Annotated in this window: 13 protein-coding genes; 1 reads left to right on the top strand and 12 read right to left on the bottom strand. The window is 74.0% G+C overall.

Going from position 1 to position 13,236, the window contains the following annotated elements; all coding sequences use genetic code 11:
• Positions 1-23: 23 nt before the first annotated feature.
• The 9 genes from ACWEJ6_RS36075 to ACWEJ6_RS36035 all read right to left on the bottom strand — a co-directional run bounded on the left by ACWEJ6_RS36075 (position 24) and on the right by ACWEJ6_RS36035 (position 10,071).
• Positions 24-635, bottom strand: coding sequence for a glycerol-3-phosphate responsive antiterminator (locus ACWEJ6_RS36075; RefSeq protein ID WP_364334559.1), 612 nt, complete (start codon positions 633-635; stop codon positions 24-26).
• 10 nt (positions 636-645) lie between these two features.
• On the bottom strand, positions 646-2,199 hold the full coding sequence (locus tag ACWEJ6_RS36070) for an FAD-binding oxidoreductase (RefSeq protein ID WP_387670291.1): 1,554 nt from the start codon (positions 2,197-2,199) through the stop codon (positions 646-648).
• Positions 2,196-3,869, bottom strand: a complete 1,674-nt coding sequence (locus ACWEJ6_RS36065; protein WP_387670289.1) for a glycerol-3-phosphate dehydrogenase/oxidase — start codon at positions 3,867-3,869, stop codon at positions 2,196-2,198. The genes ACWEJ6_RS36070 and ACWEJ6_RS36065 overlap by 4 nt, the downstream gene beginning before the upstream one ends.
• Positions 3,866-5,392: an FGGY family carbohydrate kinase gene (locus ACWEJ6_RS36060; protein ID WP_452429617.1), complete on the bottom strand. Its 1,527-nt coding sequence runs from the start codon at positions 5,390-5,392 to the stop codon at positions 3,866-3,868. The genes ACWEJ6_RS36065 and ACWEJ6_RS36060 overlap by 4 nt, the downstream gene beginning before the upstream one ends.
• Positions 5,389-6,825 (bottom strand): MFS transporter, encoded by a 1,437-nt coding sequence (locus tag ACWEJ6_RS36055; RefSeq protein ID WP_387670286.1) that lies wholly within the window; start codon positions 6,823-6,825, stop codon positions 5,389-5,391. Before ACWEJ6_RS36055 ends, ACWEJ6_RS36060 begins: the two co-directional genes overlap by 4 nt.
• A gap of 197 nt (positions 6,826-7,022) precedes the next feature.
• Positions 7,023-7,520, bottom strand: coding sequence for a hypothetical protein (locus ACWEJ6_RS36050; protein WP_452429615.1), 498 nt, complete (start codon positions 7,518-7,520; stop codon positions 7,023-7,025).
• A 105-nt stretch (positions 7,521-7,625) separates the two neighbouring features.
• Positions 7,626-8,159: a GNAT family N-acetyltransferase gene (locus ACWEJ6_RS36045; RefSeq protein ID WP_452429613.1), complete on the bottom strand. Its 534-nt coding sequence runs from the start codon at positions 8,157-8,159 to the stop codon at positions 7,626-7,628.
• A gap of 10 nt (positions 8,160-8,169) precedes the next feature.
• Positions 8,170-8,763 (bottom strand): hypothetical protein, encoded by a 594-nt coding sequence (locus ACWEJ6_RS36040; RefSeq protein ID WP_452429611.1) that lies wholly within the window; start codon positions 8,761-8,763, stop codon positions 8,170-8,172.
• A 75-nt stretch (positions 8,764-8,838) separates the two neighbouring features.
• Positions 8,839-10,071, bottom strand: coding sequence for an alpha/beta hydrolase family protein (locus ACWEJ6_RS36035; protein WP_452429609.1), 1,233 nt, complete (start codon positions 10,069-10,071; stop codon positions 8,839-8,841).
• A 242-nt stretch (positions 10,072-10,313) separates the two neighbouring features.
• Here ACWEJ6_RS36035 and ACWEJ6_RS36030 point away from each other — a divergent pair, with 242 nt between their 5' ends.
• Positions 10,314-10,796, top strand: coding sequence for a hypothetical protein (locus tag ACWEJ6_RS36030; protein ID WP_452429607.1), 483 nt, complete (start codon positions 10,314-10,316; stop codon positions 10,794-10,796).
• 35 nt (positions 10,797-10,831) lie between these two features.
• Here ACWEJ6_RS36030 and ACWEJ6_RS36025 read toward each other — a convergent pair whose 3' ends face one another.
• The 3 genes from ACWEJ6_RS36025 to ACWEJ6_RS36015 are packed head-to-tail and all read right to left on the bottom strand — an operon-like array spanning position 10,832 to position 13,219.
• Positions 10,832-12,058 (bottom strand): FtsX-like permease family protein, encoded by a 1,227-nt coding sequence (locus ACWEJ6_RS36025; protein ID WP_452429605.1) that lies wholly within the window; start codon positions 12,056-12,058, stop codon positions 10,832-10,834.
• Positions 12,055-12,720, bottom strand: coding sequence for an ABC transporter ATP-binding protein (locus tag ACWEJ6_RS36020; RefSeq protein ID WP_452429603.1), 666 nt, complete (start codon positions 12,718-12,720; stop codon positions 12,055-12,057). The genes ACWEJ6_RS36025 and ACWEJ6_RS36020 overlap by 4 nt, the downstream gene beginning before the upstream one ends.
• Complete coding sequence (locus tag ACWEJ6_RS36015; RefSeq protein WP_452429601.1) at positions 12,713-13,219, bottom strand: PadR family transcriptional regulator; 507 nt, start codon at positions 13,217-13,219, stop codon at positions 12,713-12,715. The genes ACWEJ6_RS36020 and ACWEJ6_RS36015 overlap by 8 nt, the downstream gene beginning before the upstream one ends.
• Positions 13,220-13,236 lie beyond the last annotated feature (17 nt).

The following is a 13,236-nucleotide window of genomic DNA, read 5'->3' as shown; positions in this document are numbered from 1 at the left end:
AGGTCCTTCCGGATGAAGACGGATCAGGAGGCGCGCAGGGCCGAGCGGCGCAGCCCCCACAGCTCCTCGTCGGAGGTGCACACGCCGACGGCCCCGTGCCGCAGCGCCTCCACCACGTCGTCCGCGCTCTGCACGAACCCCGCGGCCAGGCACGGCACGCCGACCGCCCGCACCTGCCGCTCGACGTGCCGCAGCACCATGGCCGGCATGAGCTGCACCAGGTCGGGCCGCGACCGGGTGATGGACTGCAGGCTGCGCCGCAGGTTCGACCGGTCGGTGACGAACACCTTCTGCATGGTCAGCAGCCCGAGCCCGGTGGCCCGCTCGATCATCGCCTGCCGCGTGGAGACGACCCCGACCGCGCCGATGCCCTGCAGGTACGCCAGCGCCCCGGGATCGTGCCCCAGGCCGGGGGTGGAGTCGATGTTGACGAATGCGATCTTCCGGGCGGCCACCGTGCGCTGGACCGTGGCCGCCAGGTCGCCGAGCGGGATCGAGGCCAGGATGCCGATCGGCGTGGCGGAGGAGGTGAACCGCTCGACCATCTCCACCCCCACCAGCGACGCGGCGACGGGATGCTCGGCGAGGGCGGCGAGCAGGCGCTGATCCAGCGGACCCTTGTGTCGAGAGTTCACCGCATCCACCTTAGTGCGCCGTGTTTTCGAAGGACGCGGGCAGTCCCAGCTTGCCGGGGTTCATGATGCCCCGCGGGTCCAGCGCCTGCTTGACCGCCACCAGCGTGGGGTAGCCGCTGCCCAGCGCGTCCCGCATGTACGGCGAGCGCAGCAGGCCGACGCCGTGGTGGTGGCTGATCGCCGCGCCGTGCCTGACGAGCACCTCGGCGGCGGCGTCCCAGGCGGCCCGGTACCAGGCGCGCCGCTGGTCGCGCTCGACGTCGCCGCGCAGCGAGAAGTACAGGCAGGCGCCGTCGGTGTAGGCGTGCGACTGGTGGGCCGAGGCGCGCAGCGTGCCGGGGACGGCCTCGATGGCGGCCACGACCTCGTCGTACAGGGCGGGCAGCGCGGCCCACGGCCCGGCGATCTCGCAGGTGTCGGAGACGAACCCCGGCCCCCGGACGAAGCCGTCGGCGGCCTTGCCGACGATCATGCGCTCGTCCAGCCAGCGGGCGAAGACCGCCGCGCCGTCCAGTTTCACCGACGCGCGTTCGGCGCAGACCTCGTCGGCGATCTTCATGACGGCGTCGACCAGCACCGGGTCGCCCTCGTCGGCGACGAGCAGCAGGTTGGTGCCGGGCTCGCCGAAGTGGGTGCCGCTCTCGTGCGCGTCGTACAGGCGCAGCGCGGCCGGGGTGGCGCCGCGCTGCAGGATCTCCCGGCACGCGTCGAGCCCGGCGGCGAAGGTGTCGAAGCCGTAGGCGATGCCCACCGCGTAGTCGGGCAGCCGGTGCGTACGCAGCCGCAGCCGGGTGATGACGCCGAGCGTGCCCTCCGAGCCGATGAACAGCTGCCGCAGGTCGGGGCCCACCGCGGCGCGCGGGTAGGTGCCGTAGCTGGCGGTGGTGCCGTCGGGCAGCACCACGTCCAGCCCGACCACCATGTCCTCGATCTTGCCGTAGCGGGTGGAGAGCTGGCCCGCGCCGCGGCAGGCGGCCCAGCCGCCGACGGTGGAGATGGCGAACGCCGACGGCCAGTGGCCGGTGGTGGCGCCGTGCGTCTCCTGCAGCTCCTTCTCGAACAGGTCGCCGAACATGCCCGCCTGCACCTCGACGATCATGGATTCGGCGTCGAAGGACAGGATGCGGTTGAGCCGGCACACGTCCAGCACGACGCCGCCGTGCACGGGCAGCGCGGCGCCCAGCACGTTGCTGCGCCCGGCCGAGACGGTCAGCGGGATGCGGTGCTCGTGGCAGATCCGCACCACGGCGGCCACCTGCTCCTCCGCGTCCACCTCGACGACGACCGCCTCCGGGGTGGCCGGGCGGCCGTCGGTCTCGCCGATGGAGGTGCCCGCCCACCAGTCACGGGTGCGCAGGACCACCTCGTCCCGGTCGGTGTGCACGGCGGCGCCGAGCGCGCGCAGCTCCGCCACCACGCTCTCGGGGACCGGCACGACCTGGTCCTGCAGGCTGGCCGGGCCCTTCCCCGGCGGGCAGTCGGCGGCCCAGCGCGGCGGCGTGGGCGCGCCCACGACGTAGTCGCCGCGGTTGAACGGGTGGGTGACGGTCTGCCTGCTGATCATGAAAGTCCCTCCATCAGAACGCTCTTCTCGCGGTCCACGCCGCGTACGTAGTCCTCGACCTGCCGGGCCACCTCGTCGTCGGAGAGGCCGAGCTCGCGCTGGAGCAGCCGGCCCACCTCGGGAGCCGCCTCGACCGACAGGTCGCGGGCGAAGACCCGCATCCGGGTGCGCCGCGACAACACGTCGTCCACGTTCCTGGCCAGCTCGCAGCGGGCCGCGTAGACGACCTCGGCCCGCAGGTACTCGCTGCCCTCGACGACCGGCCCGGCCAGCGACGGGTCCTCGGTGATCAGGTCGGCGACGAACCGGGCCTCGGTGCCGTACCGCTCGCCCAGGTGGGCGCCGAGCCCGCCGGTCGCGGTGGTCGCCTCGGCGTCGTAGCCCGCGCCGCCGAGCAGCGGCAGCCGCGCGGTGCGGCAGCGGGCCTTGCGGCCGAGCACCTTCAGCGCCTCGTCCACGGCCAGCTCGCCCATGTGCCTGCTGGTGGTCAGCTTGCCGCCGGTGACCGTGACCAGGCCGAAGCCGTCGGTGATGATCCGGTGGTCGCGGCTCATGTCGAGCGTGGCGCCCTCCTTCTCGCCGACCAGCGGGCGCAGCCCGGCGATGGAGCCGATCACGTCGTCCGGGGTGAGGTCGGCGTCGAAGGCGGTGTTGGCGCCGTCGAGCAGGTACTGCATCTCCTCGCGGGTGCACAGCACCTCGTCGGGCGAGCCGTCGTAGTCGGTGTCGGTGGTGCCGACCACGACCACGTCGCCCCAGCGGGTGCAGGTGGCGCGGCGCGCCCGGCCGGGCACCGGGACGGTCACCGTGCCGTCCACCGGCAGCCGCGTCCACGGCACCACGATGTGCACGCCCTTGGCCGGACGCACCCGCGGCCGGTGCGCCGGGTCGGACAGCGCGTCCAGGGTGTCGGTCCACACGCCGGTGGCGTTGACGACGACCCCGGCGCGCACCTCGATCGTGCGGCCGTCCACCTCGACGCGGGCGCCGCGCACCCGGCCGCCCTCCTTGACCAGCTCGCGGCAGGTGGCGCCGTTCAGCACGGTGGCGCCGAAGTGGGCGGCGGTCCTGGCGATGGTCAGGGTCAGGCGGGCGTCGTCGGTGCGGCTGTCGTAGTAGAGCAGGCCGCCCTTGAGCCGGTCGGCGCGCAGCCGCGGCGCCCTGGCCAGCACCTCGGCCACGCTGAGCCGCTGGTGCAGCCGGCCGATGCGCCAGCCGCCCGCCAGGTCGTAGGTCCACAGCAGGCCCTCGAAGGCCTTGGCGATGCGGGCGTCGAAGACGCCGTCCTGGGCGAGGATCGGCAGCACGAACGGCAGCCGCCGCACCAGGTGGGGCGCGTTGCGGCGGAACCGCTGCCGCTCCAGCAGCGAGCGGCGCACCAGCGGCAGGTTGCCCTGCTCGATGTAGCGCAGGCCGCCGTGGACCATCTTGGAGGACTTGGAGGAGGTGCCCGAGGCGAAGTCGTCGCGTTCCACCAGCGCCACGCTGAGGCCGCGGGTGGCGGCGTCCAGCGCGGCGTAGCAGCCGGTCACGCCGCCGCCGACGACGAGCACGTCCACCGGCCTTCCGGCCAGCCGCTCGATCTGCGCCTGACGGTCCAGCCGCAGCGGGGTGCGCCGGATGGCGCTCCTGGTCTCCGATCTGGGCTTGCGTTCTGGAAGCCGGATCACGAGGGGGATTCCTCCTGTTGGTACGAGATGTGCCGGGAGAGCAGGTCACGCCAGGCGGCGCGGGCCTCCTCGCGGGCGGCGTCGGGCAACGTGGGCTCGAAGACGGGGACGTCGCCGAGCCCGGCGAGGGCGGCGGGCAGGTCGGGCCAGAGCCCCGCGCGCACGCCCCCGAGGTAGGCGGCGCCGCGCAGGCTGGCCGTCTCGTTGGCGCGGGCGCGGCGGACCGGCCGCCCGACGAGGTCGGCCTGGCTCGCCATCAGCACGTCGCTGCTGGCCAGGCCGCCGCCGCAGAACAGATCGGTGACCGGCGCGCCGAGCGCCTGCTCCACCCCGTCCAGCAGGTCGCACACCGAGTGCGCGATGCCCTCCAGGACGCCCCGGGCCAGCTCGGCCCGGGTGGTGGACAGGCTGAGCCCGGTCAGGACGCCGGTGGCCTCGGGCGACCAGACCGGGGTGCGCATCCCGGCCAGCGCGGGCAGGAACCGCACCCGGCTCGGCCCTGGATGCTCGCGGGCCAGCGCGGTCAGATGGGCAGGGGAGTCGAACAGCCCGATCTCCTCGCACAACCAGCGCACCGCCGAACCGGTGGTGGCGGCGTAGCCTTCCAGGCTGAACACCGCCGCGCCGCGCGAACGCCAGCCGACCAGCGTCAGCACCCCCGGCACCGCCCGGCGATGCGCGGGCGGCCGGTCGCCGGCCACGGCGTCCAGGAACGTTCCCGTGCCGTGCACGCACATCGCCTGGCCCGGCCGGTGCGCGCCGAGCGCGATCATCGCGGCGTGCTGGTCGCCCATCACCGACAACACCGGCAGCCGCACGCCGAGCACCGACGGGTCGGTGTGGCCGTAGTCGCCGTCCTCGTCCAGGATCTGCGGCAGCACGTCGCGGGGGCAGCCCAGGAAGTCCCGCCACGGCTCGTACCAGTCGCCGGTGCGCAGGTCGTAGGCGCCGGCGGCGACCGCGTTGGTGGCGGACATGACGTGCCGCGCGCCGCCGGTCAGCCGCCACACCAGCCAGGTGTCGACCGAACCGAACGCCACCCGTCCCGCCTCGTGCGCCCGGCGCACGGCCGGGTCGTCGCGCAGCACGTCGGCGGCCCACAGCAGCGGCGCGCGCGAGCCGACCGGCCGGCCGGTGTGCTCGACCAGGCGGGCGTCCCAGCCGGGCTCCCATTCCCGCAGCCGGGCGGCGTAGCGGCGGTCCTGCCAGACCACGGCGGGGGTGAGCGGCTCGCCGGTGACGGTGTCCCACAGCAGCACGGTGGCGCGCTGGGTGGCGATCGACACGCCGGTTACCTCGACGTCGTGCGCCCGCGCCCACTCCAGGGCCTGCGCGCAGACCTCGGCGGTCTTCGCCCAGATCTCCATGGCGTCCTGCTCGACCCGCAGATGGTCGGGGGAGCGGACCGAGATGGGCCGGTAGGCGGGCGGGGCCGCCGAGCCGTCGTCCAGGACGACCGCGGCGCGCGTGCCCGTGGTGCCCTCGTCGACGCTGAGGATCCCCCGTCGGGTACGGCCGGTCATCGGCGCTCGTCCCTCTTCCGCAGCGCGATCTCCTCCTCCTCCAGGTTGACCGCCACGCGGGTGGGGTCCCACTTGATCAGCAGGCAGGTGACCAGGCCGACCAGCGGCACCACCGAGAGCACCATGAGGCTGGCGCCGACCCCGATGCCCGCCTGCAACTGCGGGAACAGGTACAGGCCGGCGACCGAGCCGAGGCTGCCGAGCATGCCGGTCACGCCGGTGCCCAGGGTGCGGATGTCGCTGCGGTAGGACAGCGCGGCGATCGACTTGCCGTTCGGGCCGGGCCCGGCGGAGTGGAAGAAGATGAACAGCACGGGCAGCAGCGCGGCCAGCGCGACCGGCAGCTCCTTGAACGTCGCGCCCATCACCAGCAGCGCCACGAACACCACCGCGTACCCGGCCATCGAGCTGATCCGCAGGCCCAGGCGGCGGCCCGTGTAGGCCGCCAGGCAGCCGCCGACGATGCCGACCGCGTTGAACGCCATCGACCCGATCGTGGCCTTCTCGAACTCCTTGCCGAACAGCTCCAGGCTGATCACCGGCAGGTACCAGCCGACCGCGAAGTACTGCATGGCCTGGGTGAGCGAGATGACCGTGGACAACACCGTGCGCGGCAGGTACGGCCTGCGGAACAGCACGCCCGCGTCCCCGAACCCCACCTGCCGCCCCTGCTCGGCCGCGACGCCGTCCCGCCCGGCGTCCTCCTGGACGGCGAAGCCGTACATGCGGCGCAGGGCCGCGGCGGAGTCGCGCAGCCGTCCCTTGGCGGCCAGCCACGTCGGGCTCTCCACCAGGAAGGCGAGCTGCAGGACCAGCAGCACGACGGCGAAGACGGCCGAGGAGCCCACCGACCAGCGCCAGATGTCCGCGCCCACGTCGAAACGGTAGAACACCAGCGTGAGCAGCAGGTTCGTGGTGGTGGCGGTGTACCAGACGCCTTGCCAGAAGTTGAGCCTGCCCTTGAGCGCGGACGGCGTGTACTCGGCCAGCAGCGCCATGGCCACCGCGAAGTCGATGCCGTACGCGATGCCGACCAGGCCGCGGCCGGCGAAGACGGTCTGGAAGTCGGAGCCGGACGCGGTCAGCAGCGCGCCGAGCGCGAACACCACCTTGGTCAGCAGCAGCGGCTTGACCCGGCCGATCCGGGCGGCCAGCCAGCCGCCGAACGGGTTGGAGATGATGGCGATGGCCGGCGCCATGGCGGTGAGCACGCCCACCTGGCCCGGCGACAGGCCGAGCTGCTTGACCATGGGGGACAGGCCGGCGCCCAGGGCCGCGTTGGAGTAGGCGTCCAGGAACAGGCCCGCCAGGGCGAGGAACCAGATCCAGTTGGCCCGGCCGGCCAGCCTCGTCAGGGTGTTGATGACGTCGGCCGCGTCTCCGGCGTTGCGGATCCGCGTGACCGAGGTGTTCTGCACGGGGGCGTCGCTCATGCCCAGCCGCCTTTCAGGGGGGTGTGATCCCTTGCCAGCGGTCTGGATACGACAAAGGCACAGACGAAGACCACTGACAGGGATCTCTTCGTCTGTGCCTGCCGATTGACGGGACACTATGTGCCGGTTGTCCGGTATGTCAAGCGGTCGCGGTCGTATCGCCGCAGCTCGCACGCCCTGCCCGGCGGACCGGTCGGTCAGGAATACCTGATCTCCCACCAGCCGCGGGTGCACGACCACTTGCCCGCGGCCTTCACGCAGGCGCGGAACTTGCGGCCGTTCGGGGCGTCCACCGCGTACGACGTGACGCTGCGGCGTCCGCCGCCCCTGACGACCGCGTGGCAGGCGTGGTAGGTGCGGCCTCCGTCGTCGGTCCAGTCGATGGAGATCCGGTCGCCGGAGCGCAGGCTGGTGCCCCAGGCCCACCACACGTTCCGGCCGCGGTAGACGCCGTCGGCCTCGTACAGGTAGACCATGCCGCGGCGGCCCTTCGCCTTCGCCATGCGGTGCCAGGTGTTCCTGGGCACGTCCCGGCTCACCCGCAGCCGCGCGCCGCACGAGTAGTTGATCGGCCCGGCGGCCTGCGTCCGCGACACCTGCCGGGCGTCCTGGACGGTGGCGCCGGCGGGCGAGGCGACGGTCAGGACGCCGCCGGCCACCACCGCGGCGAGTGCCAGAGCTGGAAGGTTGCGCATGTGCTCCCCCTTGGTGCGAAATCGTGTGATCGCAACGTAGGGGCGCCGGTGTTGAGGATCCGTTGAGCCCGTGTTGATCTCTGCCGGGGTCCGCGCCGCCGCTGGTCAGGCGCCCGGAGGCGCCGGGGCCCGGTCGAGGTCGGCGCGGACGATCCCGTACATCACGCCGTCACGCCACTCGCCGGCGCGGAAGCCGCAGCCGCGCAGCACGCCCTCCCGGGTGAAACCGGCCTTCTCCAGCGCCCGCTGCTCGGCCACGTTGCCGAGCTCGGTGGTCGCCTGCACCCGGTTGACCGGCGAGTGGTCGAACAGGTAGCGCGCCAGCAGCCGCTGCGCCCGCGTCCCGTGCCCCTTGCCGCGGAAGCCGGGCGCCACGATGAGGCCCATCTCCCAGCAGTACGACACCCGGGAGGTGAGCTGCCTGCGCCACGACACGAGGCCCGCCCGGTCCTCGCCGGAGGCGATCACGAGCATGCCGCCGTCCTCGCCGAGCATCCCGTTCTCCTCCCAGAGGCGGCGCAGGCGGTGGGGGTCCTGCCAGCCGTACCACTGGTACTCGCCGCTGCCGTCCGGGTCGCCGATCAGCCGGGTCAGGAACGCCAGGTCGTCCTCGCGGACGGCGCGCAGTTCGATCGTCATGATCGCGACACTATGTGGCGGACGTGACGTCGGCGCGGGCCCGGCGTCCGGCCCGCAGCGCCAGGGCCAGCGCCGCCAGCAGCGCCGCGCCCGCGAACGGCGGCCACGACAGCCCGGACGGCGGCCCGAACGTCCCGCCCGCCCCCGCGCGGTCGAGCACGGCGGCCACCGCGAGCGCGGGCAGCGCCTGGGCCGCTCCCGAGACGAGCGCGAGGACGGCGAGCCAGGCGACCCGCGCCGCGTTGCCGCGGCGGTACGGCTCACCCTCGAACACCGACGTCAGCAGCCCTCCGACCAGGAGGGCGGCGACGAGCGCGCACAGGCCGCCCACCAGCACGTCCGCCCGGTAGAGCACCTGCTCGGCCGCCGTCGAGTCCCAGACCCGCAGCGGCAGCTCCCCGTCTCCCAGGGAGAGGCCGCGGGGCAGCTTCACCCCGCTCAGCCCGAGCCGGTCGGCGGCCTCGAAGCGGGGGACGACGCGAACGACCATCTCCCCGCCGGCCTGCGTGGCGCCGTTGACGGCGTAGGCGACCCCCCACACCCCCGCGACGGCCCCGGCGAACCTGACCACGTAGAGGGCCAGCCGCACGAACAGACGATCCATGGACGCTCCAAGGAGACGGACCGATGGTTGTTCATCATGCCCGCCGGAACGGCCCCGCGTACAGACCGCCCCGGGTCACTCGCAGGTCTTGTCCTCCGGGCTGCAGAACCTGACCTCGGGGACGTCGGCCGACGGCTGGTCCAGCAGGGGCCGGGGCTGACCGCGCAGGTGCCGGTCGAAGAAGGCGGTGACGTAGGCGCGGGTGACGCCGAGTGCGCGGGCGCCGGGCACGGCGGCGCCGTCCTCGATGCCGACCTGGTCCATCAGGACGCCCAGGTCGGTGAAGGACGTGTGCGCGGCCCCCGTCAGCAGCAGCCAGCGCTTCCATCCGGTCAGCCGCGCCCAGACGCGCTCCCACGTGGCGGCCGGCTTGCCCGTGCCCGGCGTGTACGTGGCCGGTTTGCCCAGGAACAGGAACGGCCGGGACGTCCCGGCCTCCGGGAGCGTCGTCTCCACGCTGCCGTCGAGGTCGATGCCGGCGCGCAGCCGGGTGTCGGCCGCGATCGAGGCGACGGTGGCGGCGCCGCCCACCGAGTGCCCGGCCATGGCGATCCTGGACGGGTCGATCAGGCGGGACCCCTTCCACGGCGCGTGCGCGCCGGTGAGCCGGTCGAGCACGAAGGACACGTCGGCCGCCCGGCTCTGCTCCAGCTTCGCCCACCAGGCCGGGCCCTTGTCGTCGATCTCGCAGGTGACGCAGGTGGTGACCCGGCCGTCCGGGAAGGAGGTGGCGACGTTCTCGTAGGTGTGGTCGATGGCGGCCACCACGTACCCGTGGCTGGCCAGCTCCTCGGCCAGGGCGGTGAGCTCGGTGCGGGGCTTGCTGTGCCCGGGGGACAGGACGACGAGGGGCAGGCTGCGGGGGCGTCCGGCGGGGCGGGCGTCGGTGAAGGCGTTGGTCCGGGTCCTGCTCAGGGTGTCGGCCGGGAGGTGGGTGATCCCGCCGTCCTTGAGCAGCAGCTCCGACGCCTTCGCCGTCATGTACGGGGCGCGGTGGCGGCCCGGCGACCTGGCCGGGTACCAGAGCGAGACCATCAGCTCGCGCGCCTTGACCGAGGGGACCCACGGGTCGGGTCGCGAGGTGTCCTTCAGGTACAGGGACGTGGTGCCGACCGGCCGCGAGCCGGTCGGGGCCGGCAGGTACGTCGCGGGCGCGGGCGCCGCCGCCGACGCCACGGACGCCGCCGACGCCGCCGCCACGGACGCCGCCGCCGGCGAGCCGTGGACCAGCCCGGCGGCCAGGACGGCGGCGAGCCCGGCGACGGCCGCGGTCCTGCCCACCGGGTTCGTTCTGAGGTGCTTGATCATGCATCGCAATATACTTCGAGAGTATATACGCGGTGTATAAGAGGTCGGAGTGAGTGCGGCGAGGAGGCTGGCGCGGAAGCGGCGGCGACCGGGATCTCGGCCGTGTGCAGGCCGACGCTGATTGGACTCTCCCCCACGGGGAGACCCCACGCTGTGGGGGATTCCACCCAGATCTACCCGGAGGATCCATGACCCCGCGACTGGTCCATTGCCATCCCGTCACCTGTCTCAATGTCACGGGCATGGGAGAGCCCGGCGGCGCCGAGCACCTGTCGGCCATCGGCGCCCTGTACGCCGTGGCCGCCGCCATGGGCGGCGCCGCCGGGCCGCTGGAGGGGCGGTGGTGGGTGGAGGACTCGTCGCTGCCGCCGCTGGAGACCCCGCGCGATCAGTGGCGGTGGCACCTGCTGCTGCCGTTGCCCGGGATGCCCGAGCCGGGGGCGGCTGAGGCGGCGCGTGAGCGGGCCCGCCCGTCGGGGGCCGCCGTGGACCGGGTCCAGGTCGTCACCTTCACCGAGGGCGAGTGCGTGGAGTTGCTGCACGAGGGGCCCTACAGCGAGGAGAAGAGGTCGCTGGAGGTGATGGAGGCGTTCATGGCCGAGCACGGGCTGGTGCCCAACGGGCTGCACCACGAGATCTACCTGACCGAGTTCACCGACCCCGACCCGAAGACGCTGCTCAGGCAGCCGGTCGCCCCCCGGCGGGAGGCGGCGGCTCACCGGTAGACGGCCAGGGGGCGGGCGGTGTCAGCGGACGCCGGTCACGTCCGCGTGCCGGACCGCAGCGCGCCCCGCAGCAGGGGGCGGGCCGCCAGGGCGACGACCATGGCGGCCAGCACCCCGACGCCCGCCATGAGCACGGCCCTGGTCAGCGCCCACGGCAGCGACTCGACGCGGTAGACGGTCACCACGGTGAGGACCACCACGGCGACCCCGGAGACGGCCGCCACCACGCAGACCGGCAGCGCGGCGACGACCGCCTGCCGCACGAGCACCCCGCCCAGCGCCCGTTCCGGCACCCCGGCGGCTGCCAGCGCGGCGAACGAGCGGCGACGGTCGATCAGCTCCTCCGCCTGGTGCACCACCAGGGCGATCGACGAGGTCGCCAGGGCCAGCAGGAGCGCGACGTCCACCAGCGCGTGGGCCTGGGAGTAGCCGACGGAGGCCTGCTGGGCCCCGGCCGCCGCGCCGAAGAACACCGTCAGGCTCACCACGGACAGGGCCCTGGCCCACGCCCGGGGGTCGGCCTCGACCAGCCGCGCGGCCAGCAGCGTCTCCGGCGACCGGGCCCGCCGGCCGGCCCGGCGGGCGTAGGCCCTGATCAGCCAGGTCGTGGCCAGGGTCAGCCCGAACAGCATCATGACCAGCCCGGCCACCATGGCCAAGGCGGCCCCGTACGGACCGGCCAAGGGGAAGCGGCCCTTCAGCCAAGCTCCGAGAACGAAGAGGCCGACGCCCGCCGCGAGGAGGAGCAGGTCCTGCACGCGCGGCCCCCGCACGCGCGCCCGGCGGGTCGCTCCCAACGGCGAGACGACGACGTGCCGACCGGCGCGGGCCCCCGACAGGACCCCGCCGAGCGTCACCAGCGCGACGACCACGGGGATCTGCGGCAGCGGCCCGCCGAGGTGGGTGACGACGTAGAGCGCGCCGCCGGTCAGCGAACCGGCCAGCGCCAGCAGGCCGCCCTCCAGCGCGCCCAGCCGCCGTACGTCGCCCGGCGTCGCGCCCGCCAGCCGCAGGGCGGCCAGTCGTCGTTCCCTGGTGGCCGAGGCCAGCCGGTTGGCCTGGTGGACCAGGCCGGCGACCGGCACGGCCAGCAGCGCCAGGCCGAGCCCGGTCAGCGAGCCGCCCTCGTCCTCGAAGTCGGCCAGGCTGACGGCCGTGCAGACCAGGAACGTCGCCGCCGCCGCGCCCGTCCCCACCAGCCAGGCGCGGACGCGCTCGGCCCGCGAGCTCCCCCTGGTCAACATCAGCAGTACGGCGATCACCGGTCCACCCCTGCCGGCACCGCTCCGTCACGCAGGGCGATCTCGCGGTCGGCGTAGGCGGCCACCCGGTTGTCGTGGGTGACCAGGACGACGGCGGCCCGGCCGGCGCGGGCCGCGCCGAGCAGCGCGCCCATCACCTGCTCGCCGCCGAGCGTGTCCAGGGCTCCGGTGGGCTCGTCGGCGAACACCACGCGCGGGCCGGTCACCAGCGCCCGCGCGATGGCGACCCGCTGCCGCTGCCCGCCGGACAGCTCGCCGGCACGCCGCCCGGCGCAGCCGGACACCTCCAGCCGGGCCAGCCACTCGGCCGCGGCGGTCATCGCCTCCTGCCTGCCGTGCCGGTCGAACAGCAGCGGCAGCGCGACGTTCTCCGCCGCGGTCAGCTCCGGCACCAGCTCGCCGAACTGGAAGACGACCCCGAAGCTCTGGCGTCGCAGCCGGGTCAGGTCGTCCTCGGGCAGCGTGTCGATGCGCGTGCCGTCGAGGACGACCTCGCCGGACTCCGGCCGGACGACCCCGGCCAGGCAGTGCAGCAACGTCGACTTGCCCGCGCCGCTCGGACCGGTGATCGCCACGATCTCGCCCTCCGCGATCGCGAGCGAGACGCCGTTCAGCGCCCTGGTGCCGCCGAACGACTTGCTCAGGCCCCTGGCCTCAAGCATCGGTGTGCTCCTTCATCCGCGCGAGCGCGGTCTCGATCCAGCGCAGGTCGGCGTCGAGGTGCTGGAGCGCGTAGTCGGCCGCCAGCACCTGGGCGGGCGAGCCGGTCGCCTTCTCGGCGGTCAGCTCCCGCATGCGGGCCAGATGGGCCTCGCGTTGCCGCAGGAGGTGGCCGTCGGCGGCCTTCCCCGCGACGGCGACCCGGGCGAACAGGGGACTGGCGACGTACGGCGCCGACGGCTCGACGGCGTTCAGCCACCGCTCCAGCTCCGCCCGGCCGGCCTCGGTGATCGCGAACAGGGTGCGCTCGGGGCCGCCCTCCTGCCGCGTCTCGGCCACCTCCGCCAGTCCGTCGCGTTCCAGGCGTTGCAGCGTGGCGTAGACCTGCCCGTACGCCAGGGGCTTGGCGCCGGCGAGACGGTGGTCATGCTCTTTCTTGAGCTCGTACCCGTGCTTCGGCCGCTCGGCGAGGAAGCCGAGCAGCACGTGACCGGTTGACATGATCACGACTATACATT

Source organism: Nonomuraea sp. NPDC004702 (assembly GCF_053601695.1).
Note: the sequence above shows the minus strand (reverse complement) of the source record. Positions and strands in the feature narration are given on the sequence as shown.